This window comes from Bartonella rattimassiliensis 15908 (assembly GCF_000278215.1).
GTDB lineage: Bacteria > Pseudomonadota > Alphaproteobacteria > Rhizobiales > Rhizobiaceae > Bartonella > Bartonella rattimassiliensis.
Window position 1 is genome coordinate 568,603 of record NZ_JH725064.1, and the last position, 24,706, is coordinate 593,308.

The following is a 24,706-nucleotide window of genomic DNA, read 5'->3' on the forward strand; positions in this document are numbered from 1 at the left end:
AAAAAATGAAAGCACGCATTACAGTTACTTTAAAAGAAAGCGTTCTTGATCCACAAGGAAAAGCGATTGCTGGTGCTTTAAAAAATTTAGCTTTCGAAGGTATTCACTCCGTTCGTCAAGGAAAGGTTTTTGATATTGTTCTTGATGATCAACCTTCTGAAACCGCAAAGAAAAAACTTAAGAAAATGTGTGAAGAGTTACTTGCAAATACTGTCATTGAAAATTATACAATCGAACTTCTTTAAGTGGAAAGCTCATGAAAACTGCTGTCATTCAACTTCCTGGATTAAATCGTGATCGAGATATGGTTGCAGCATTACATCATATAACGGGAGTCGAGCCACTGAAAATTTGGCAAACAGAAACAGCAATTCCAGATGTAGATATTATTATTATCCCTGGTGGTTTTTCTTATGGCGACTACTTAAGATGCGGTGCTATTGGAGCACGAACCCCTATCTTAAAAGCCATTCGTGAAAAAGCACAAAAAGGAACTACAATCATAGGTATCTGTAATGGGTTTCAAATTCTGTTAGAAGCAGGATTATTACCCGGTACTTTGATGCGTAACGTTTCCTTAAAATTTGTTTGTCGTGAAATCAAACTTGAAGTTGTTAACGCCAAGACAAGATTTTCTCGATATTACTCTAAAGGACAAATTATTCGTTGTCCTGTTGCTCATCATGATGGAAACTATTTTGTTGACAGTGAAACATTAAAACAAATGGAAGACAATCAACAAATTGTTTTTCGCTATGCAGAAAATACAAATCCTAACGGCTCAATAAAAGATATTGCTGGTATTGTTAATGAAGCTGGTAATATTCTTGGTATGATGCCGCATCCCGAAAACTTTATTGAACCCGCTCATGGAGGCAGTGACGGCCGTTTACTTTTTCAAAGTGCTTTAGAGTTAGTAAATGTATAATGACGTAAAAATGCTCGTGCTCCATAATGATAAAAAAACAAAGATCTATATCTCACATCATAAATCTGTATTCTTCACAAACAAGAGTGGATATTATTTTTAAACACATAATTATTTAAGACCGTTTTTGGTCTTAAATCTCACCAAACAAAATCTTTAAGCTTATATTGTGCGAATATCTTTATTATTAAACAATATGATCTCTTATAATTAAGCTGCTAGCTTTAGAAAATAAAAATGCTAAATTTCGATTAATTTGACGGATAAATACTCATGAATCCTTGCAATAACATCACGATTACACCAGAGCTCATTGCACAACACGGCCTAAAAGAGGATGAATATCAACGTATCCTAACGTTAATCGGTAGAAAACCAACATTTACTGAACTGGGAATTTTTTCTGCAATGTGGAACGAACATTGTTCCTATAAATCCTCTAAAAAATGGCTAAAAACTCTTCCAACAGAAGGAAAATGTGTCATTCAAGGGCCTGGTGAAAATGCCGGTGTTGTGGATATTGGTGAAGGGCAATGTGTTGTTTTCAAAATGGAAAGCCATAACCACCCTTCTTATATTGAACCTTATCAAGGTGCAGCAACAGGTGTTGGGGGGATTTTACGTGATGTCTTTACAATGGGGGCCCGTCCTGTTGCTGCTATGAATGCATTGCGATTTGGTGCTCCTGATCATCCGCGAACACGCCATCTTGTTTCTGGTGTTGTTTCTGGAATTGGTGGTTACAGCAATTCTTTTGGCGTTCCAACTGTTGGTGGAGAAGTAAATTTTGATGAGCGTTATAATGGCAATATCCTTGTTAACGCTTTTGTAGCGGGTATTGCCAAGACAGATGCCCTTTTTTATTCTAAAGCACAAGGTATCGGGCTCCCTGTTGTTTATCTTGGTGCAAAAACAGGACGTGATGGTGTCGGTGGAGCAACAATGGCTTCTGCTGAATTTGATGATTCAGTCAGTGAAAAACGTCCAACTGTTCAAGTAGGTGATCCTTTTACAGAAAAATGTCTCCTCGAAGCATGTTTAGAACTTATGGAACTTAGAGCTGTTGTTGCTATTCAAGATATGGGTGCAGCAGGCCTCACCTCTTCTGCCGTTGAAATGGGTGCAAAAGGAAATTTAGGAATACAACTTAATCTTGACGCAGTTCCAGTTCGTGAAGAAAACATGACAGCTTATGAAATGATGCTTTCTGAAAGTCAAGAGCGTATGCTCATGATCCTTAAACCAGAACTAGAAAGCCAAGCAGCAACAATTTTTCACAAGTGGGGGCTACATTTTTCCATTATTGGGAAAACAACCGATGATTTACGTTTCCGCGTATTTCATCAAGGAGAAGAAGTTGTCAATTTGCCCATCAAAGAACTTGGTGACGAAGCACCTGTTTATGATCGCCCTTGGAGTGAACCTGCAAAAAAGACATCCTTGAAAGCAGAAGAAATTAAACAGGTCGAAAATCTTGGTGATGCACTTCTGACCTTATTGGATTCTGCTAATCAAAGTTCACGGCGATGGGTTTATGAGCAATATGATACCCTTATTCAGGGAAATAGCCTTGTTTGTCCAGGAGGTGATGCAGGCGTTATCCGTGTGAGTAATAATAGCAAACGTGCTCTTGCTTTTTCTTCTGATGTAACACCTCGCTATTGTGAAGCAGACCCTTATGAGGGAGGAAAGCAAGCTGTCGCAGAATGCTGGCGAAATATTAGTACGACAGGTGCAACGCCACTAGCTGCTACAGATAATCTCAATTTTGGTAATCCTGAAAAACCTGAAATTATGGGACAATTGGTTTTTGCTATTAAAGGTATAGGGGAAGCTTGTAGAATCCTCGACTTCCCTATTGTTTCGGGTAATGTTTCCCTTTACAATGAAACAAATGGAGAAGCTATTCTTCCAACCCCCACAATTGCTGGTGTAGGTATTCTTAGTGATTGGTCTAAAATGGTAACGATAAGTGGTATGGAAAATGGAGATAGTATCATTTTAGTAGGAGATTGTGGTTCTCATTTAGGACAATCAATCTATGCGCGTAACATTTTAAATATTGATGCAGGTGCCCCTCCTCCTGTAGATTTACAACTTGAGAAAAAACATGGTCAATTTGTTCGAAATGTCATTAATAGCGGTTTTGTTCATGCCGCTCATGACATTTCTGATGGGGGACTAGCGATTGCACTTGCCGAAATGGTGATTAAAGCAAGGAAAGGAATCAAAGTAAAATTAAGCAATAAATCACCACACCACGCAGAACTTTTTGGAGAAGACCAGGGACGTTATCTTTTAGCTGTCAAGCCCCATTCTCTCAACAGTCTTAAAAAACATGCACAAATCAATGCTATTTCTTTAACAGAACTTGGTAGAGTTGAAGGAAATTGTCTTAATATAGATGAGATATTAACACTGTCAGTAGAAAAACTTACGCAAGCCTATGAAAACTGGTTTCCAAAATTTATGGGTGAAAAGTAAAATTATTTTTTCTCGTGAAACAGCTCTTATAAAAAATGAACAACATAGGAGAATAATGATGGCAATGAGTGCCCATGCAATTGAAATGCTTATTCGTGAAGGTATTCCCGATGCTACTGTAAGAATTCGTGATCTTGCTGGCGATGGAGAACATTATGCTGCAGAAGTTATTTCTGAAAGTTTTCGTGGTAAAAGCCGTATTCAACAACATAAAATGGTCTATGATACTCTTAAAGGCAATATGGGAAATGATCTTCACGCCTTAATGTTGCAAACTAATATCCCAAAATAATCTAAAATTTCTTCTTGCATTCATCTACCCAATACGATTAAAAATAGTATGAGTATAAATCACACACTTAAAAATCTGAAATATCGAGGGATAAAAATGACCACTGTTCATGATTTTATTGATAACGAGATTAAAACAAACGATGTCATTTTATTCATGAAGGGAACACCTGAAGCTCCACAATGTGGATTTTCAGGACAAGTTATTCAAATCCTTGACTATTTGGGATTGAGTTATAAAGGGATTAATATTTTAACTTCTGATGAATTACGACAAGGGATCAAAGATTACTCAAATTGGCCAACAATTCCACAGCTTTATGTTAAAGGTGAATTTGTTGGGGGATGTGATATTGTTAGAGAAATGTTTCAAAACAATGAGTTACAGGAGCTTTTGAAAGAAAAAGATATTCCCTGTAACCGATCATAGGTATCTTTCACTTTATTCAAACTCTTTAAAAAAGAGTTTTTTCAGAAGAAATCTTTATTTCAAGGATACCGTATGTCACATTCAGTTGATGAACAAGCGCATAGTGATACAATTAGCAGAAAAATTGGCTATAAAGAATTTGTTATTCTTATTGCTTCACTTATGGCTGTTAACGCTATAGCTGTTGACATTATGCTACCAGCTATGCCCAATATTTTGGATGGCTTAAATGTTCTCAATGAAAATGATCAACATTATATTATTTCGAGTTATCTTATTAGCTATGGTATTGCTCAAATATTTTTTGGTCCAATAAGTGATCGATATGGACGACGTAAACTTATTCTTCTTGGCCTTGCTTTTTATTCATTTACGGCAATTGGCTGTGCTTTTGTAACTGATTTTTCTCTCTTACTCATTTTGCGTATCTTACAAGGTATTGGAGGAGCAGCTATGCGCGTTCTTACGGTTTCCGTTGTACGTGATCTCTATAGTGATCGAAAAATGGCAGAAGTCATGTCTATTGTTATGATGGTTTTTCTTATTGCCCCAATGATTGGCCCTGCAACAGGACAGATCATTTTATTGCTTGGCCATTGGCAATTTATTTTTATTTTCATGGCAATGATTGGTTTTGGGCTGATGATTTGGATTCAATTTCGCTTGCCTGAAACACTTTATGAGCGACGTCCTCTTTCTTTTTTTTCCGTAAAACACAACTTATGGGTCATTTTAACAAACCGTACGACACTTTGCTACACACTTGCAACTTCAATCGTTTTAGGCTGTATTTTTATTGCTGTTAATACATCACAACAAATCTATGAAGGAATTTATAACTTAGGCTTTTGGTTTCCTATAGCATTTGCAATCGGTGCTGCATTTCAGGCTTTCTCATCATTCATGAACTCTCAATTTGTCGGACGTCTTGGAATGCGGCGTATTGCTCATGCTATGCTTTTGCTCTTTTGTGCCACTTCATGCATTTGGTTTATTGGATCCATCTTAGCAGATGGAGTTATCCCTTTTCCTTTTTATATGGCATTATATTGTATATTAATGTTTACCTGCGGTGGCATTTTGGCCAATTTCAATACACTCGCTCTAGAATCTATGGGGGAGATTGCTGGAACAGCCTCTTCTGTATCCGGCTTTCTCCAAACATCTATCGGTGCAGGATTAAGTTTTTTTATTGCGCAACGATTTGATGAAACAACCATTCCAAACTCAGCAGGTTTTTTCTTTCTAAGTCTTATTGCTATACTTCTTGTTTTATGGGCTGAACGAGGTCATCTTTTTAGGCAATATCATAGTAATCCTAACAAATAAATATTGCCACAAAAGACCAGTAACATCTCTCTTGAACAATAAGAAAATGCCTATCACATCAAATACTTTAGTGTTAAATATTCGTATCTTTTTTTAAAGATGCACTTATCAAGTCAATATATTGATTTATAATAATAATTTGTAATTTTGCATATTGAATTAAGCCCCTAAGTATTGTAAGGTTCCCTTATTCCGAATTTGGTTATGTTGAATCAATTAAAATCACTTGCTTGCACATCACAAGCGAGGCTAGCGTGTAGGTAAAAATCGTATAAGAAAGGAATAAAAATGCCTCTTATGAATGGCTCTTTAATGCCAAGGCCTGTAGCATCTACCCAAGAGCTGTAAATATAATTGATGGTGTTGTTTTTTACTTCATAAACGTAAAGATGGTGGTTCTCTATAAATTTTATCTTATTCATGAAACTTTATTATCGTTATGCCATTCATAGCCACCCATCGTGAAATGGGATTAAGATGATTTAAAACATATCTCTAAAAAAGCACGTGAATTAGCAACACAATAGCGTTCTATTTTTCACGAGAAACGCAGTCCCATTAAAGAACGTCAGAAACAAAAACACAAAACAATGTGTAACTTCATCATAAAAAGACATTGCTCTAAAAATTCTTGAAGGCCACAAAGTTGAACGAAAGAATGATGATAAAGATGGAAACTATTTTTTATCTTTACGTCTTTACATTCTTCCTAAATGAAGCTGCATATTATCATAAAAAACACATTTTTCACCGACAGTACCGATGAATGACATAATGTTAAAAAAACAAACACACCTATTATTATACAAACTTTTGTATTTGAAACAGTGTACAAGAAATATTTTTATTTTTTTCTTCAATAGTTTTTATGCACACGCTCTCTCTCATTATAGCATGATGGTATGCAAGAAAACAGTTTTGACTGATTTAATCTAAACAAGATCTAAATAAGAGAAAAACTCACACCTTAGTTTTTTTCAATATAAAAATAATGAATTATCTATTATAAATTAGTGTCTTGTATATCATAGAACCAATACGGAATTTTCTCACGGATAAAATCCATTTAATTGATAAATTTTCCTGATCTTGGAAATCCTTTTGGAACAAAACGCCCGACACCCGCACGCGTTCCTATCCATTCCATGAGATCATCAGCTCGACGATTAAAGATTCGATCAGCTGTATCTTGCCAACTTAAGCCTTCTGACAAATTAAAAGTCTTGACATCAACAATACCACCATCTTTATAACGCTGTAAGCGAACACCTTTACCGCGATTCATTTCTGGTATTTGTTCAATAGAAAAAATAAGCATTTTGCGGTTTTCACCAACCACTGCAACATGATCACCATTGACCGGAACACAAAGTTTTACCCTATCAGGAGATTTCACATTCATCACTTGCTTTCCTTTTCGTGTATTGGCGATCACTTCTGTAGCAAGTACAATAAAGCCATTTCCATGAGATGAAACCAAAAGCAATTTTTCCTCTGCCTGATGCACAAAAGCTGTAAGAACATCATGCTCATCATCCATATCCACTAAAAGACGAATGGGTTCACCATGTCCCCGCCCACCAGGCAAACTATTTGCACTAATCGCAAAAAACTTTCCACCAGTACTTATCAACACAATCTTGTCGGTCGTAAATGCTGGAAATGCTAACTTTAAACTGTCTCCTTCTTTAAAAGAAAGTGTTTTATAATCGTTCAAATGCCCCTTTAAAGCACGTACCCATCCCTTTTCAGAAATAACAATAGTAACCGGTTCTTTTTCGATCATTGCTTGTTGAATATCGTCAATATCATGTCTTGGTGCCTCTTCAAATGTTGTACGCCTTTTTCCTAAGAGTGTCTCAGGACCAAAAATGTTTCGAACCTTTTTGATTTCTTCTGAAATTATTTTCCATTGTTTTATAGGAGAGTCTAACAAATTCTGTAATTTTTCTTTTTCAACTTTAAGAGTTTCAAACTCCTTACGAATTTCAAATTCCTCAAGCTTACGTAAAGAACGCAACCGCATATTAAGAATAGCTTCAGCTTGATTTTCTGTTAATTCAAAACGATGGATCAGCTGCTTTTTAGGCTCATCCTCTTCACGAATAATCTGAATGACCTCATCGAGATTTAAATAGGCAATAAGATACCCATTGAGTATTTCCAATCGAGCATCAATTTGCTCAAGCAGATAATGAGAGCGACGAATAAGCACTTCCTGCCGATGTTCAAGCCATTGCTGTAAACTCTCGCGCAAAGAGAGAACATTGGGTATTCTTCCAGAAGATAAAACATTAAGATTAAGAGGAAACCTCACTTCAAAATCCGTTAATTTAAAAAGGGATTCCATAAGAAGTTCAGGATCTACGGTACGATTCTTGGGAACAAGCACAATGCGGATATCTTCTGCTGACTCATCTTGAATATCCTCAAGCATTGGCAAACGCCGCGCAAGCAACAATTCTGCCGTTTTTTCAATAAGGCGTGATTTTTGAACTTGGTAGGGAATTTCAGTCACAACGATCACGTAAGAACCACGGCTGCCGGTTTCCTGATACCAACGCGAACGCAATCGAAAAAAACCCCGCCCTATACGATAAGATTCCTCAATACTCTTTTTAGGTTCAACTAAAATACCACCTGTTGGGAAATCAGGTCCCAGCACAAATTGATTTAAATCCTCATCACGTGTATCAGAATGTTCAATCAAATGCAGTGCTGCATCACAGAGTTCAGCAACATTATGGGGAGGAATAGATGTTGCCATACCAACAGCAATACCAGAAGAACCATTTGCTAAAAGATTAGGAAAAGCGGCTGGTAACACAACAGGCTCTTCATCTTCTTCATTATAGGTCAAACGAAAATCAATAGCATTTTCATTAATTCCTTCAAGCAATAATGCAGCCACTTCAGTCATGCGTGCTTCCGTATAACGCATAGCAGCAGCATTATCACCATCAATATTACCAAAATTGCCTTGTCCATCGACCAACGGATAACGAACTGCAAAACTTTGAGCCAAACGTACCAAAGCATCATAAATAGATGCATCCCCATGAGGATGAAATTTTCCCATAACATCACCGACAATCCGTGCACATTTCGCATAAGACTGTCCAGGATTGAGTTTGAGAAGACGCATCGCGTGAACAATCCGCCGATGAACAGGTTTCAATCCATCACGGACATCAGGCAATGCACGGTGCGTAATTGTAGAAAGCGCATAAGCCAAATAACGTTCCTGTAAAGCAGAACGTAATTCTATTGGTTCAATATGTTCTTTATCAAAAGGAAAATTCATTTTATCAGACATAATATTAAAACAATAATTCCCATAATAATAGCAATTATTTTATAGGATTTATTTAAAGCAACTTTTTATGGTTCTAATTTTTTATTAAAAGTCAATTACATAAAAAATAAATACCACAATTAAAACATGAACAGAAAATTATATCAATTTGAAAAATTTATACACGTTCTTCCCTCTTATCCTAAGCAATTTTAAATGATAAAAAACAAAGAAGTAAACAATATTTTTAAATAGAGCAATAAACATTTTCAAAATAAATAATATATTGATGTATAAAGAGAATTGATTTTTTACAATTAAAAAAAACTCTCGAATATTATAGAATTCTCTCATTTTCAATTCATTCATGATAAATCAATCAGAAACATTTCCCTACTTATCACAAAAAGCAGAGCTACTCTCAAAAAAATAAAAGGGACTCTTATGGACATTTGAATGCAAGAACTATCGACAACATTGAAATATAGAAAGTAGAATAGTGGCCTTCCTCTGTATTAAGTAAAGATGATTTTACACAATGACTTTTATAGTTATCCGTTTCACACAAACTAAGCATCGTAAACTAAAGCTAGCATCATAAAATGAAATTGACTACATTGGAGAAATATTTCTTAAAAAAATAATGCTTTGTGAAAAACCAACACGAGAGGATTGCCAACCTATCTAAACTTTAGACAACAAACACTCTGACACCCCTGAGAAAGGATATCCAAAATTCACTCTCAGTAGAAAGATGTCAATAATCTACAATCAACTTTATAAACTATTTTTTTGAGTAGAAGTCATGCGGATTCCTAAATCACTTAATTGTATAGGAGAAACATCAGATGGAGCACTCATCAAAAGATCAAGCGCTTGTTGATTCATAGGAAACAAAGCAACTTCACGCAAATTTTTAACACCTTGCAACAGCATAATGATACGATCAATTCCCGCAGCCATACCACCATGGGGAGGAGCCCCATAATGGAATGCACGATAAAGACCACCAAAACGATCTTTCACAACGTCTTTAGAAAGTCCTACCAGTTCAAAAACTTTAAGCATCATTTCTGGTAAGTGATTACGAATTCCACCTGATGCAATCTCATAACCATTACAAACAAGATCATATTGAAAAGCTTTAAGAGTAAGAGGATCTTGACAAGCAAGAGCATTTTCTCCCCCTTGAGGCATGGAAAAAGGATTATGTGCAAAATCAATCTTTTTCTCATTTTCATTCCATTCAAAAAATGGAAAATCAACAATCCACGCCAAAGAGAAACTCTCTCTATCGAGAAGGTCCAATTCCTCCCCTACCCTTGTACGAGCTGCTCCAGCAAAAGATGCGAATTTTTTTGGATCTCCAGCCACAAAAAAACAGGCATCACCACCTTCAAGCCCAAGTTGTATACGAAGCGCTTCAGTTCTTTGCTTACCAATATTTTTGGCGATAGGCCCAGCTCCCTCAAATTTTCCTTCTTCTTCACGCCAGAAAATATAACCGAGTCCTGGTTGCCCTTCATCTTGTGCCCATACATTCATACGATCACAAAAAGCACGGCTTCCACCCGTTTTAGCAGGGATAGCCCACACTTTCGCATTTTCATCATTCGCTAAAATCTGAGCAAAAACTTTGAAACCAGAATTATAAAAATGCTGAGAAACATCTTCCATAATGATCGGATTACGTAGATCAGGCTTATCAGAACCATATTTCTGCATTGCTTCATCGTAAGAAATGCGAGGAAAGTTTTGTGTCACAGTTTTTCCATCTGCAAATTCTTCAAAAATAGACCGCATAATGGGCTCCATAGTTGTTAAAACATCTTCCTGCTCAACAAAACTCATTTCAACATCTAATTGATAAAATTCACCAGGAAGACGGTCTGCCCGCGGGTCTTCATCTCTAAAACATGGAGCAATTTGAAAATAACGATCAAAACCTGACATCATCAATAACTGTTTATATTGCTGTGGTGCTTGCGGTAATGCATAAAACTTCCCCTGATGAACACGACTTGGAACCAAAAAGTCACGCGCACCTTCAGGCGATGAAGCTGTCAAAAGCGGCGTCGTAAATTCCGTAAAACCATTATTTTGCATAGCCCGTCTCATAGCAGCAATAATTTCAGTCCGACGCATGATATTTTTGTGCATAGTCTCCCGACGCAAATCAAGAAAACGATACTTCAGTCGAATATCTTCTGGATAATCAGGCTCACCAAAAACTGGTAAAGGAAGCTCATCAGATTTTGAAAGAATTTCCACCTCTTGTGCAAAAATTTCAATCTCACCTGTTGGAAGCGTTGCATTAATAACCTCATCAGAACGTGCACACACTTCTCCATCCACACAAATAACCCATTCAGAACGCACTTTTTCAATCACTTTAAAAGCTGGTGAAGCAGGATCCGCAACAATTTGTGTGATTCCAAAATGATCACGTAAATCCACAAAAAGAATTCCTCCATGATCACGAACACGATGAACCCATCCCGAAAGACGGACTTGTGTCCCTACATCACATTTACGAAGAGCCGCACAATGATGACTGCGATAACGGTGCATGTTTTTTACCTTTGATTATAATATTCACATGCGCTAAAAACGCTTTTTAAGAACCATTTGTCAAGATATGAGAATAAAAACTCGAAAATAAAGTCAATATCAATAAAGGACAAATTTAATTTGATGAATCTTATTACACAAACAACAGATCTTAAAATTGCACTTAATGCTCTACGTACCTCTGATTTTGTAACAGTCGATACTGAATTCATCCGCGAAACAACTTTTTGGCCTCAACTGTGTTTAATCCAGCTTGCATCGCCAGATGTTACGGTTCTGATTGACCCGATAGCATCAGATATTGATTTGCAACCATTTTTTGACCTTATGATCGACAAAAAAGTTGTAAAAGTTTTTCATGCAGCCCGCCAAGATATTGAAATGATCTATCATCTTGGAGGAATTATTCCTTTCCCTCTCTTCGACACACAAATAGCAGGATCATTTTGTGGCTTCGGTAATTCTATCTCCTATGATCAAATTGTACAGCACTGTACGGGGCATCATCTTGATAAATCCTCCCGCTTTACAGATTGGAGTTGTCGTCCTCTGTCTAAAAAACAACTGCTCTATGCACTTGCCGATGTAACCTATCTAAGAGATGTTTATCTATTATTGAAAAAAAAATTAGAAAAAAATCAACGTACTCACTGGATGGATGATGAAATAACGATTCTTTTAAATCCAAAAACCTATGATATACCAGAAAATGAAGCATGGAAAAAAGTGAAAGGAAAAGTTAAAAAGCCGCGTGAGCTTGCTGTACTACAAAAAATCACGGCTTGGCGTGAACGTGAAGCACGTAAACACAATATGCCACGTCGTCATATCATGAAAGATGAATGTCTTATAGAAATAGCAACTCAACAACCAAAAGATGAATCTGCACTAAAACGGTTACGCAGTCTTCATAAGAACTGGGATAAACTTTCAATTGCACAATCATTAATCAAAGCTGTCCACGAAGGCTTAGAAGTAGATCTTTCGACATTACCCCTCATTCCTAAACATTATCCACTCAATGATACGACAGTCGCTGTTATTGATCTGCTCAAAGTGTTATTAAAACTTGTTGCAAATGAAAACAGGATTGCTTCTAAAATTATAGCAACATCAAATGATTTAGAAAAAATCGCCACTGGAGAAGTAAAGAAAAATATACCTGCTATGAATGGCTGGCGCTATGAAATATTTGGTCAAAAAGCCGAACAACTGCTCAAGGGCCAGACAGGTCTTTACTTTAACAACGGGAAAATAAGCACGAAGAAACTCTGAGTTAATTTAAAACGTTTTTATTTTAAAAAATCTATTACGCTACTTATCTACATTAATTGGGATGCGCTCTAGGAAAACGCAATAAGATAAATAAAGTCTGCTCAAGAAAATAGCAATTTTAATTGAGAAAAACCTAAAAAAACAAACAGTTTCTCATAAAAATTTTAAAAAGAAAAAAATATTATAATAAAAGCGTGCCTCATACCAAAATAGTAGCTTAGCGTAATAGAAAAACATGAAAAGAAGATGTATTACATCATTCTATCATATAAAAATTCTTATCGAAATTGCTATCTAACAATCAAAAATGAGCCAGCGTAGCAATTAAAACACTTTCATAATAATACCTTTATAAGATATAAAACGCGAATAAATTAGGGAGAAAAATCAAAAAATTTCAAAAGCGAGAGGTCGTTTTATTATTTTTGATAACTTCTTTAATCGTCCCAGAGGGCGTTCTCCCAATAATCCAGCATAATTCTTTGGGATCTGCAGGGTAATACGATCTGCTTCTTTATACCACGATAAATGAGGTAAAATCCCTCCAACAGAAGCACTAAAAAGATGAGCAATACGCATCGTTTCACCCAAAATACGTGCTTTCTCAATTATATTTTGCGTTGCTAACTGAAAAATGGGAAGAGATTCCTTATCAACCAGTAAACTCGTATTGCGAAAAAAAACGGCAAGTGCCGCATAAAGACGCCCTTCATGAGAAATTCCTGGATAAGATCCTAATGCTATCTGATTTGCCGCTTCATTGCCTCGATAATCTGGATGTATACGCCAACCAATATCAGCAAGAAGACAAGCAGCTTGCCGATAACGGTATTCATTTTCAGTTTCTGAAATTCCAAAAACTTCAAAGGCATTCGTCGTAAAATCAATAAGTTCTTCTGCTTGTTTTGGTGAACGTGCCCGTAAAATAGCCATTTCTGTGCATGCCGCAATGAGAGGATCTGAAAGTCGAATCTCCCGCGGCAATCGTGAATAAAGAAAACCTTCACGAACCCCAGCACCAGAAAAAATTATCTTTTCAAATTTCATACATTGAATGAGTTCAATAAGAACTATCGCGCCATACGATAAAAGCTTCCGACGATTCTGTGAAACTGCTGCAATCCCTTTCATATTATCAATATTGCCATTTGCTACAAGACGTAAAAAGTTCTCCATTTCAGCAGCTTCAACTTCATAGCCATGCATAACAGGGAGCCGATAATGTTTCATTGCCATATGGAGTTTTGCCAAATTACGCCATGTTCCCCCTACGGCATAAAAATAACGCACCATACCTTTACGTGTACATGTAACAGAAGATTTACAAAATTGCTCATACACAATTTCTTTGGCTACAGCACTATCATTATTTGATATATACTGTAACCGTAGGCTACCTAATGGAAGTGTTATTCCTTCACCGACATCAGAATGATCAATATCAATTAGTTCAAGACTTCCACCACCAAGATCTCCAGAAATGCCTTTTGGTTGATAAAAAGTAGAAACAATTCCATATGCTGAATACATAGCTTCTTCACTTCCTGAAAGAAGATATATTTTATTTTGCAAAATATTTTCAGCATGTTGAATAAATACTATGCCATTTTTTGCATCTCGTGCTGCCGCCGTTGCTAAAGTATAGACCTCATCTGCCCCGATCTGTCGACAAAGCGTACGAAAACGCTTCAGTGTTTGCAACGCCATTTTCATTGATTTTTCTTCTAAAAATCCTGTTTTTGCCACACCATGACCAAGACCACAAAGAATCTTTTCATTAAATAAAACCGTTGGAGAGCGAACCAGCCCCTCATAAATAACCAACCGAACAGAATTTGATCCAATGTCAATAACAGCAACAGGCTTACGTCCTTTTAGCCGACCTTGAGCATCTCTATATGTCATTGGATTTCAGTCTTTATGTATTGCAGCTTGTTGCCGATGCAACGCGACTAAGCGCGAAATAGAAGATTCAAAAGAATCATTTTTCCCCGCAAAACTTGTATTGGCCATAAAATACTCCTGCGCATTAAACAGACTTTCACCTTCTTGCGGTGTGATGCGTTTTGATGTTCCGTCTTTGAGTATATCAAAGCTTTGTTGATTATCAATGATATTAGCCAACATAATTTGTGAAAGAATCTGCTGACGCACCATTTTATTAAAAACTGGAACCAATATTTCAATACGATAGTCTAGATTACGAGGCATCATATCAGCAGAGCCTAAATAAACAAGTGCATTTTCATTGGGCAAATCTTGACCATTTCCAAAACAAAAAATGCGACTATGTTCAAGAAAACGTCCTACGATTGATTTTACACGAATATTATCCGAAATTCCTGGAATATGAGGACGTAAACAGCATATCCCCCGCACAACCAAATCAATTTGCACCCCTTCTTGACTGGCGCGATATAAAGCATCAATAATTTCAGGATCAACCAATGCATTAACTTTCATCCAAATAGCGGCAAACTTTCCCTGTTGTGCATGAGCAATTTCTCCTTCAATATGCTGCAAAATACGACCACGCAATGTTAAGGGCGAAAAAGCAATCTTCATTGTTTTATTTGGACGCTCATATCGCATAATATAATTGAACAATAATACAACATCATGAGCGATATCATCATCCGTGGAGAAAAAAGAAAGATCAGTATAAGTTTTAGCGTTAACGGGATGATAATTTCCTGTTCCCAGATGAACATAAGAGCAAAGACGTTTTTCCTCACGTCTCACAACAAGTGACATTTTAGCATGTGTTTTTAATGCAATAAAACCAAAAATGACTTGAACCCCAGCACGTTCAAGATCCTGTGCCCAGCGAATATTTGCCTCCTCATCAAAACGTGCCTTAAGTTCTACCAAAGCAGTCACAGATTTTCCCTGTTCAGCTGCTTCAATCAAAGCACTCACAATTGGGCTATCATTTGATGTACGATAGAGAGTTTGTCTGATTTCTACTACATCAGGATCGCAAGCAGCTTGACGTAAAAATTGGATAACAACATCAAATGTCTCATAAGGATGATGAATCACGATATCATTTTCACGAATAGCCGCAAAACAATCTCCATTATGTTCACGAATACATTCCGGAACACGAGGAATATAAGGAATAAATTTGAGATCATCACGGGGAATAGAAATGATCTCTGATACCATATTAAGCGCCAAAAATCCATCAAGAACACTAATGCAATTATCAGGAACCGCAAGACAATTCGCTATAAATTGGCGTAAATTTTCTGGCATTTTTGTATCAAATTCAACTCGAATAACTTGCCCACGCCGCCGCCTTTTAAGAGCATTTTCAAAAAAATGAACAAGATCCTCAGCTTCTTCTTCCACTTCAATGTCACTATCTCGGATCACTCTAAATGCACCAATTTCACCAACCTCATAATTAGGAAATACTTGTTTAATAAAAAGGCAAATAACATCTTCAGATGCAATAAAACGAAAACAATTACCCTTTTGAGGAAGAAGAATAAAACGCCTCAAAAGCATTGAAATAGGCAACAACACTGTGCGTGAATGTTGCTCCGTCTCTCCAGACAATTGAAGCGCAAGAGAAAGACCTAAATTAGGAATAAATGGAAAAGAATGAATAGAATCAACAGATAAAGGTTTTAGAATAGGAAGGATTTTATTATGAAAATATTTTTCAAGCCATGATTTTTCGGTTTCTGAAAGATCATCAGAACAAATAATTTCAATATCATTCTTTTTTAATTCATCCCGTAAAATATTCAATTTCCGTAATTGATCAGCCTGCAACTGTGAAATCTCAGCAAGCACAATATCAAGTTGCTCCTGTGGAGTGTGCCCATCTGCACTGCACGCTGTAATATGAGCACGAACTTGAGCCGCAAGCCCTGCAACACGAACCATAACAAACTCATCAAGATTTGTTGCTGAAATTGAAATAAATTGTAGACGTTCCAATAAAGGATGTTTCGAATTAACCGCTTCCATCAAAACACGATTATTAAATTGTAACCATGAAAACTCTCGATTAATAAATCGTACCGGATTTTCCATTGTTATATCTGATATAGAAATTTTATCGGCCACCCTCTTTTCCATATATTTTAACTAATTTTCTTTTATTTTTTCTAAAATTATTATGAAGCAATATCTCACATCATATTTTATAATATTTTTATAATATGTCTCCATTTAATATTTAAAAATACTTAAAACAAGTTCCATGTGCTAAGGGCTAAAAACATAATAATTATTCCGTATAGCATAAAAAAAGAGCGGTGTGTCTTTAAAAGCATCTTGCATTATTATAAGCTTTATTACAAACTCATTCTTATAAAATAGAAAAATCCAATCATAGCTGATGAGACAATATATTCTGGAGTTTGTAAACTATGGCCGATCACAATATTCCCCATTTTCAAAATGATCGTGGATACAAAACAATCGAAATTGGTGTGAAAGAGTTTATGTGTGTAGGAGCAACACAACCGTTCGATCATCCTCATATCTTTCTCGACATGGGAGCAGCTGATGAGAAAATTTGCCCTTATTGCTCAACTCTTTATCGTTATGTTTCCTCACTATCATACGATCAAACAAACCCAACAGGATGTTTATATCATTCAGATAAACTATGAGAATATGTTCTAAGATCTTCTACCACTCTTTTAGTTCTACTGGTTTAATATGAAATCATTTGTGGGACAATCACCCATTATTGTTGGAGGGGGAATTGCTGGTTTAAGTACCGCTTTAGCGCTCGCTCATAAAGGAATTGCAAGCACCATTATCGAAAAGTGTAAACAACCTGAAACGATCGGTGCTGGTATTCAACTGACTCCAAATGCGACATCTATTCTCGCACACTGGAAAATTCTCAATAAACTCACTGAAGTTGGTACAATCCCACATTTTCTTGAGTTAAAAGATGGAATATCTTTAAAAATACGACTACGTGTTCATCTTGTCAATCTAACAGAAAAATATTGGAAAAAACCTTATATAACGATTCACCGTGCGGCTTTACAAAAAATTTTATATGATGCAGTGATTGAAAATCCTTTAATCAAATACAAAGCAGGCGAAACGATTATATCTTCTACCCAATCTGCCACCAAAATTGAAATAACAACAATAAAAACAGATACAGCAACCAAACAACTTTATTCAACGCCCCTCCTGATCGGATGTGATGGGGTTTGGTCAACATTACGGAAACAATCTCCTTTTCATGAAAAAGCAAATTTTAGTGGTTTTATTGCTTGGCGTGCAACAACAGCGTTTGATAGCCTTCCTCAAAGTTTTCGTTCTTCGTTGCAAAATATGAAAACAATTACGGCTTGGATGGGACCCAAAAATCATCTTGTTGTCTATCCTATTCAATCATCAGAAAAAATTGTAAATTTTGTCGCTATTACGCACGGAGAAAATTCCAAAGAAGAATGGGCCCATAAAGGAGATAAAGAAAAACTTAAATCTCTTTTTAAAACTTGGAATTCAAAAATCTTACAAATCTTTGATCATATTGATGAATGGAGATATTGGCCACTCTTTCAAATGAAACAAAATCGTTTTTTAGGCTTGGAGAGACAAGTCTTCGTTGGTGATTGTGCACATGCAACTTTACCTTTTGCAGCACAAGGTGCTGCTATGGCCATCGAAGATGCCGCCACATTAGCAGAAGCACTTTCATTGAAAAATATTTCATTAACGAAAGCCCTTTTGCTTTATGAAAAAACACGCACCCCTCGTATTGAAGCAATAAAAAAACGTGGAGATTTCAACAGACTAATCTATCATGCAACGGGTCCCATAGCAATTGCACGTAATCTCATGATGAAAATTCGCACATCAGAGAGCATTATATCAAATCTCAATTGGCTTTATATGTATGATGCTATGAATTCCATAAAAAATAATGATAAAAACTTATAAAATTCTTTTAGTGCTTTTAACATGAAACAGAAAAGAGCTTTTTTGAATTTATGACATTAAAATATCATAACAACTTACTAAAATAAAAGAAGAAATTTCATCCAAAATAATCAATACTTTTAATCTTCCTTTAACTTAATTCTACATCAACAACGCCCTGAATTAATTTCATAGCATTTGCGACATGTGAATTTACCTTATATCGCTTAGGAAGTGCAATTTCGACTTCTCGCAAGCCGTTCTCTTGAATTAAAATAAGGCCAACCTCTCCATTTCCCCCAAGATTTAAATTTTGCTCAATTTGTGGAAGCATATCAACTGTTTTTATAAAAAGGCGCATCATTTTATGCTGCTGTAATGCTTCCTTTTCCAAAGATTGAACTGCCTCAATTCGCAAACTAACTCCTTCAGAGCGATTTTCTGCACTCACAGTAATAATAAAAGATTTCCCAGGTTCTAGCATCTCCTCATAATCCGAGAGTACCTCAGAAAAGAGAACGGCCTCATATTGTCCACTTGTATCAGAAAAATGAATAATTCCCATTTTTTTACCAGATTTTGTTTTACGCACGTTTTTTGCCACAACAGTTCCTGCAAGCCGTGCAGCCGTTGCGCCTCCTTTAACGGCATTGGCAAAATTACTCCAAGTTTGAACACGTTTTTTAGTAAGAATAGCTTGATATTCATCCAATGGATGAGCTGAAAAGTAAAAACCTATAGTTTGAAATTCTCTATAAAGTTTCTCAGCCGGCAACCAAGGAGATGTTTGCGATAAGATCAAAGGCTCTTTTAAGCCACCTACCATTCCAAATATATCACTCTGCCCGCTAGAATTGTCATCGAGAATACGAAGTGCCCGCGCATGAATGGTTCCAAGATTCTCTAGTAAAACCTCACGTGCAATGTTAAAACAATCAAAAGCGCCAGCACAAATTAAACTTTCCATCGCACGCTTATTAACGATACGGAGATCAACACGCGTACAAAAGTCTTCTAAATCTTTAAAAGTCTTATTTCCACGACAAGAGACGATGTGATCGACAACCGATTCTCCTACACCTTTAATGGCAGCAAGAGAATAATAAATACAGTTATCACCAACCTCAAAAACACGATGAGAGGTTTGTATAGAAGGTGCAATAACTTCAATGCCCAGCCTTAATGCTTCACACCGAAAATCATTGAGCTTATCCGTATTCGTCATATCATACGTCATTGAAGCAGCTAAAAACTCAACGGGATAGTTTGCTTTCATATAAGCTGTTTGATAAGAAACGATTGCATAAGCAGCAGCATGTGATTTATTAAAACCGTAATCAGCAAATTTTGCTAAAAGATCAAAGATAATATCTGCTTGATCTTTATCCACACCTCCAGCAACAGCTCCATTGACAAAACGTATACGTTGTTTTTGCATTTCTGCATGAATTTTTTTTCCCATAGCCCGACGTAATAAATCAGCTTCCCCAAGCGAATATCCAGCAAGCACCTGAGCAATCTGCATCACCTGTTCTTGATACACAATAACACCTTGTGTTTCTTTAATCAGATGATCTATTTTCGGATGAATAGAAGCAACCTCTTCTTCCCCATGTTTTCGTGCATTATAGGTTGGAATATTCTCCATTGGGCCAGGACGATAAAGCGCAACCAGCGCAATAATATCTTCAATACGATCTGGCTTCATTCCAATCAACGCCTTGCGCATACCAGAACTTTCCACCTGAAACACGCCAACCGTCTCACCACGTGCCATCATATCGTAGGTTATTTCATCATTCAAAGGAATATTTGACAAATCTATTTTGATCCCTTTTCTAGCAACAAAATCGACTGCCATCTTCAACACAGTAAGTGTTTTTAACCCAAGAAAATCAAATTTTACCAACCCGGCTTGTTCAACATATTTCATGTTAAATTGTGTAACAGGCATATCAGAACGAGGATCACGATACATCGGCACAAGATTCCAAAGCGGTCGGTCTCCAATAACAATCCCAGCAGCATGAGTTGAAGCATGACGATAAAGCCCCTCCAACTGAAGTGCTATATCTAATACGCGTCCAACGACGGAATCTTTTTTCTTTTCCTCCTCAAATTTAGGTTCATCCTTAATAGCATCAGCCAACTCTACCTGACTTCCAGGCGTGGCAGGAACTAATTTTGTCAGATAATCCACCTGACGATAAGGAACTTCTAAAACACGCCCTACATCACGCAAAACTGCACGTGCCTGTAACTTACCAAAGGTAATAATTTGAGCAACTTGATCACGCCCATATTTTTTTTGAACATATTGAATAACTTCTTCGCGTCTTTCTTGACAAAAATCGATATCAAAATCTGGCATTGAAACACGATCTGGATTGAGAAAACGTTCAAAAAGAAGAGAAAAACGCAATGGATCGACATCGGTAATTGTCAATGCATAAGCAACAAGTGATCCTGCGCCAGAACCACGCCCTGGTCCAACAGGAATATCATGAATCTTTGCCCATTTTATGAAATCTGAAACGATAAGAAAGTAGCCAGAAAACTGCATACGCGTAATAACTGAAACTTCATAGTCAAGCCGCTGCTCATAATCTTCAATCGTATATCCTTCAGCCAATCCGATTGTTTCAAACCGCATTTTTAAACCATTTTTAGCCTGATTTAACAATTCACTATCTTCTATTTCTAAAGTAGTTTTTGAATCAGTAGATTGTTCTATAAAGCGAGGCAATATTGGTTGTCGAACGGGCGTGGCAACATGACAACGCAAAGCAATTTCAACACTATTTTCTAAAGCTTCTGGAAGATCAGAAAACATTGCAACCATTTCATCCTGTGACTTCAAATAATGATCTGGTGTCACACGTTTACGATCTGGATTAGAGACGATTTGTCCTTCTGAAACAGCCATCAGCGCATCATGCGCTTCATACCCTTCTCTCTTCAGAAAAAAGGCTTCATTTGTTGCAACAAGAGGAATTTCATACGCATAAGCCAATTCAATAAGATCAGCTTCAACTCTCCGATCATAAGAACTATACCGTTGTAATTCCACATAAAGACGATCAGCAAAAGCTTTTTTCAAATAGATTAAGCGCTCAACAGCATTTTCTTTTTTCTCTTCTGCCAAAGAAAGATTAATAGGTCCTCCCTTACCTCCCGTTAAAGCGATTATTCCTTCACTATGCGCCGACAACCAATCAGCTTTAATATGAGGAGGATCAGTATCACATTTATCAAGATAAGCACGGCTAACAAGACGAACCAAATGAGTATAACCAGTTTCGCTAGCAGCCAACAGAACGATAGAGCAGAAATCAGAAGGATTACGCCATTTCACCAAACGCGAATGATCATTTTCATCATAAAAATCAACAGTAAGCTGACACCCAATAATAGGTTGGACCCCATGAGAAAGACAATGCTGCGAAAATTCCAAAGCACCAAATAAATTATTGGTATCAGTAATAGCAACTGCTGGTGCATGATCTGAAATTGCCTGTTGAATAATTTGGGGAATTTTTAAAGCCCCTTCGAGCAAGGAATAAGCTGAATGTACTCTCAAATGAATAAAGCGAGGAAGAGAATTTTTATTTTGCATTTTATTTTTATCTTTTACCACTCTCATAGATTTCCCACTACAAAATAAATGCCAAACAGCACCCTTTATAAAATAAAAAAACTTCAGTTTATTATAATTTTAAAATTATAAATTTTTCATTCTACATAAGAGAAACGCTCCGATTTTATTGATGTTTATAAGAGAGTTCTATCAAGAAAATGCTTCTATTAACAGCAAATAAAAACCTAAAATAAAAATAAGAAAAATATATTTCATATAGAGGTACTGTAATTTTTGCACTCTTTTATTTTCGTTGTATTCCCCTTTTAAAAGTTAATTTCCCTTCCTTAAACTCAATGTGTAAATACCTCCCTTTTTAATGACTTTATCCCCAAAAAGCTCTTTTAAAGATCTAGAAAAAACAAAAAGAGCAGGTTAAATTTCATCATGCTTCCAAGTCTTCTTATTCCTCTTTTTAATTCTATTCGAACTCTTTCTGGTGTTACACCTAAAGTCTACGGCTTACTGACCAAACTCTTAAATGTTAATCCTACACACCGTGAAGCAACCCTCTTTGATCTTCTGCAATTAATGCCCCATTCCGTTATAGACCGCAGAATGCGTCCTAGTATTGCCTGTGCAAAAGAAGGAAATACTGTTACGCTCGAAATTGTCATCGACCAACACCAACCACCACCCCGTGGTCATAATCGAATCCCCTATCGCGTTATTGCCCATGATCAAACAGGAAAAATAAATTTAGTCTTTTTTCATGCTCAACCTCTTTGGTTAAAGAAACAACTTCCTGAAGGAAAAAAGGTCATTGTATCAGGAAAAGTTGAATGGTTTAATGGACAACTTTCAATGGCGCATCCCGACCATATCATCTCAAGCGAACAACTAAATCAGATACCTCTCATCGAACCTATTTATCCATCTACCGCAGGATTAGCTGCAAAAATACTAAGGCGCGCCATACAAAACGCTCTCGATTTTATTCCTCTTCTACCAGAATGGATAGATGAAAATGTAAAAAAGCAGCAAAATTTTTCTTCTTTTTCTGTTGCTTTACACCGTATCCATGCACCTATTAATCCTGGTGATCTATCCTTAGAAAGTGCAGCACGTAAACGTCTTGCCTATGATGAATTGCTCGCTTGTCAATTGGCGCTAGGTCTCGTGCGTTTAAAAACAAAATCTCTTGTTGGCACTTCTCGGCCATCAACAGGAATTTATACTAAAAAATTGCTCAATATCCTCCCCTTTCAACTCACAACTGGACAAGCAAAAGCAGTAGAAGATATCGCGAATGATCTTGCTTCACCGGAACCAATGCTAAGACTGCTTCAAGGTGATGTAGGCGCAGGAAAAACTGTCGTTGCATTGATGGCAATGGCACAAATTGCTGAAAATTCAGGACAATCAGCTTTGATGACACCAACTGAAGTGCTTGCACGGCAACATTTTGCTACCATTACCCCTCTCGCCGAAAAAATCGGATTACAAACAACGCTTCTAACAGGACGAGAAAAAGGAAAATTGCGTACAAATATCTTGAATGATATTTCATCAGGTCAAGTTTCTATTATCATCGGAACCCATGCTCTCATACAAAATAGCGTTATTTATAACAATCTCGCTTTAACCATTATCGATGAACAACACCGTTTTGGCGTACATCAACGAATTGCTCTTACAGAAAAAGGCAATAAACCTGATATGTTGGTCATGACCGCCACGCCCATTCCTCGCACACTTGTCTTAACAGCATTTGGTGATATGGATATATCTAAAATTACAGAAAAACCAATTGGACGACAACCCATTACAACAGCAACACTTTCTTTGAAACGTATTCATGAACTTATAGAGCGAATTGCAATTGCATTAGAAAAAGGGGAAAAGCTCTATTGGATTTGTCCTTTAGTGGAAGAATCGACAACTCTTGATCTCACTTCCATTGAAAATCGCTTTGCATTTCTCCATGAGCGCTTTGGAGCATGCGTCGGTATGATCCACGGGAAAATGCCTACAACAGAAAAAGAAGCCGCTATGGCATCTTTTAAATGCGGAAATACACGTATTTTAGTTGCAACCACAGTCATTGAAGTCGGAGTAGATATTACGGATGCTTCGATTATTATTATTGAACATGCGGAACATTTTGGCCTTTCACAACTGCACCAATTACGTGGACGTGTAGGACGAGGCAATAAAAAATCTTCCTGCATCCTGCTTTACAAAGATCCAATAACAAAAACAGCAGCAGCACGCCTTAATATTATACGCAATACAGAAGATGGTTTTGCAATCGCTGAAGAAGATTGGCGCCTGCGAGGCGAAGGAGAACTTCTAGGAACAAAACAATCTGGTGTACCTGAGTTTCATATAGCAAACCTTGCCGTTCACAGTGATCTTTTATCAATGGCAAGAAAAGATGCCCGTTTATTTTTACAACACGATCCTCATCTTTCTTCTCAGCAAGGACAAGCTTTACAGTTGCTCCTTTATCTTTTCAGACACGACAATGCTATACGCCTCTTACGAGCAGGATAACAATAGAAAAGAACTTTTTATAAAGAATAAAAACACTCTTCTATTCAAATATGATTTTCTTTC

Annotated in this window: 15 protein-coding genes; 10 read left to right on the forward strand and 5 right to left on the reverse strand. The window is 36.7% G+C overall.

All coding sequences use genetic code 11. The features are described from left to right. The first annotated feature begins 5 nt into the window (after nt 1-5). The 6 genes from purS to MCY_RS02540 all read left to right on the forward strand — a co-directional run bounded on the left by purS (nt 6) and on the right by MCY_RS02540 (nt 5,462). Complete coding sequence (gene purS, locus MCY_RS02515) at nt 6-245, forward strand: phosphoribosylformylglycinamidine synthase subunit PurS (protein WP_007346797.1); 240 nt, start codon at nt 6-8, stop codon at nt 243-245. Between the two features lie 11 nt (nt 246-256). Next, entirely contained in the window at nt 257-928 is a 672-nt protein-coding gene (gene purQ / locus MCY_RS02520; protein WP_007346798.1) for a phosphoribosylformylglycinamidine synthase subunit PurQ, read from the forward strand. 273 nt (nt 929-1,201) lie between these two features. Further along, nucleotides 1,202-3,412 carry a phosphoribosylformylglycinamidine synthase subunit PurL gene (purL, locus tag MCY_RS02525; protein ID WP_007346799.1) on the forward strand — a complete coding sequence of 737 codons (2,211 nt, stop codon included), beginning with the start codon at nt 1,202-1,204 and terminating at the stop codon, nt 3,410-3,412. A gap of 58 nt (nt 3,413-3,470) precedes the next feature. Further along, nucleotides 3,471-3,704: a BolA/IbaG family iron-sulfur metabolism protein gene (locus tag MCY_RS02530; protein ID WP_026088046.1), complete on the forward strand. Its 234-nt coding sequence runs from the start codon at nt 3,471-3,473 to the stop codon at nt 3,702-3,704. Nucleotides 3,705-3,800: 96 nt separating this feature from the next. Further along, entirely contained in the window at nt 3,801-4,133 is a 333-nt protein-coding gene (grxD, locus tag MCY_RS02535; protein ID WP_007346801.1) for a Grx4 family monothiol glutaredoxin, read from the forward strand. A gap of 72 nt (nt 4,134-4,205) precedes the next feature. Next, on the forward strand, nt 4,206-5,462 hold the full coding sequence (locus tag MCY_RS02540; protein ID WP_007346802.1) for a multidrug effflux MFS transporter: 1,257 nt from the start codon (nt 4,206-4,208) through the stop codon (nt 5,460-5,462). A gap of 1,066 nt (nt 5,463-6,528) precedes the next feature. Here MCY_RS02540 and parC read toward each other — a convergent pair. Continuing rightward, complete coding sequence (parC, locus tag MCY_RS02550) at nt 6,529-8,778, reverse strand: DNA topoisomerase IV subunit A (RefSeq protein WP_007346803.1); 2,250 nt, start codon at nt 8,776-8,778, stop codon at nt 6,529-6,531. Nucleotides 8,779-9,534: 756 nt separating this feature from the next. Then, nucleotides 9,535-11,328: an aspartate--tRNA ligase gene (aspS, locus tag MCY_RS02555; protein WP_007346804.1), complete on the reverse strand. Its 1,794-nt coding sequence runs from the start codon at nt 11,326-11,328 to the stop codon at nt 9,535-9,537. A 120-nt stretch (nt 11,329-11,448) separates the two neighbouring features. Between aspS and rnd the strand changes: the two genes are divergently transcribed. Beyond that, nucleotides 11,449-12,603, forward strand: coding sequence for a ribonuclease D (gene rnd, locus MCY_RS02560; RefSeq protein ID WP_026088047.1), 1,155 nt, complete (start codon nt 11,449-11,451; stop codon nt 12,601-12,603). Nucleotides 12,604-12,990: 387 nt separating this feature from the next. Here the strand turns inward: rnd and ppx are convergent, their stop codons facing one another. Beyond that, the gene (gene ppx, locus MCY_RS02565; RefSeq protein ID WP_007346806.1) at nt 12,991-14,508 is read right to left on the reverse strand and encodes an exopolyphosphatase; all 1,518 of its coding nucleotides are present in this window, start codon (nt 14,506-14,508) and stop codon (nt 12,991-12,993) included. Nucleotides 14,509-14,514: 6 nt separating this feature from the next. After that, nucleotides 14,515-16,695: an RNA degradosome polyphosphate kinase gene (locus MCY_RS02570; RefSeq protein WP_026088048.1), complete on the reverse strand. Its 2,181-nt coding sequence runs from the start codon at nt 16,693-16,695 to the stop codon at nt 14,515-14,517. A gap of 293 nt (nt 16,696-16,988) precedes the next feature. Between MCY_RS02570 and MCY_RS02575 the strand changes: the two genes are divergently transcribed. Beyond that, nucleotides 16,989-17,234, forward strand: a complete 246-nt coding sequence (locus tag MCY_RS02575) for a zinc-finger domain-containing protein (RefSeq protein WP_007346808.1) — start codon at nt 16,989-16,991, stop codon at nt 17,232-17,234. 49 nt (nt 17,235-17,283) lie between these two features. Then, nucleotides 17,284-18,531, forward strand: coding sequence for an FAD-binding protein (locus tag MCY_RS02580; RefSeq protein ID WP_007346809.1), 1,248 nt, complete (start codon nt 17,284-17,286; stop codon nt 18,529-18,531). A gap of 130 nt (nt 18,532-18,661) precedes the next feature. Here the strand turns inward: MCY_RS02580 and dnaE are convergent, their stop codons facing one another. Continuing rightward, nucleotides 18,662-22,147: a DNA polymerase III subunit alpha gene (gene dnaE, locus MCY_RS02585; protein ID WP_026088049.1), complete on the reverse strand. Its 3,486-nt coding sequence runs from the start codon at nt 22,145-22,147 to the stop codon at nt 18,662-18,664. A gap of 387 nt (nt 22,148-22,534) precedes the next feature. On the opposite strand from dnaE, the gene recG reads away from it, so the two are divergent. Beyond that, nucleotides 22,535-24,643, forward strand: coding sequence for an ATP-dependent DNA helicase RecG (recG, locus tag MCY_RS02590; protein WP_007346811.1), 2,109 nt, complete (start codon nt 22,535-22,537; stop codon nt 24,641-24,643). Nucleotides 24,644-24,706 lie beyond the last annotated feature (63 nt).

Bases quoted from the DNA above. Each gene is read 5' to 3' on its own strand.
- purS (WP_007346797.1), top strand. From the start codon at position 6: ATGAAAGCACGCATTACAGTTACTTTAAAAGAAAGCGTTCTTGATCCA.
- purQ (WP_007346798.1), top strand. From the start codon at position 257: ATGAAAACTGCTGTCATTCAACTTCCTGGATTAAATCGTGATCGAGAT.
- purL (WP_007346799.1), top strand. From the start codon at position 1,202: ATGAATCCTTGCAATAACATCACGATTACACCAGAGCTCATTGCACAA.
- MCY_RS02530 (WP_026088046.1), top strand. From the start codon at position 3,471: ATGGCAATGAGTGCCCATGCAATTGAAATGCTTATTCGTGAAGGTATT.
- grxD (WP_007346801.1), top strand. From the start codon at position 3,801: ATGACCACTGTTCATGATTTTATTGATAACGAGATTAAAACAAACGAT.
- MCY_RS02540 (WP_007346802.1), top strand. From the start codon at position 4,206: ATGTCACATTCAGTTGATGAACAAGCGCATAGTGATACAATTAGCAGA.
- parC (WP_007346803.1), bottom strand. From the start codon at position 8,778: ATGTCTGATAAAATGAATTTTCCTTTTGATAAAGAACATATTGAACCA.
- aspS (WP_007346804.1), bottom strand. From the start codon at position 11,328: ATGCACCGTTATCGCAGTCATCATTGTGCGGCTCTTCGTAAATGTGAT.
- ppx (WP_007346806.1), bottom strand. From the start codon at position 14,508: ATGACATATAGAGATGCTCAAGGTCGGCTAAAAGGACGTAAGCCTGTT.
- MCY_RS02570 (WP_026088048.1), bottom strand. From the start codon at position 16,695: ATGGAAAAGAGGGTGGCCGATAAAATTTCTATATCAGATATAACAATG.
- MCY_RS02575 (WP_007346808.1), top strand. From the start codon at position 16,989: ATGGCCGATCACAATATTCCCCATTTTCAAAATGATCGTGGATACAAA.
- MCY_RS02580 (WP_007346809.1), top strand. From the start codon at position 17,284: ATGAAATCATTTGTGGGACAATCACCCATTATTGTTGGAGGGGGAATT.
- recG (WP_007346811.1), top strand. From the start codon at position 22,535: ATGCTTCCAAGTCTTCTTATTCCTCTTTTTAATTCTATTCGAACTCTT.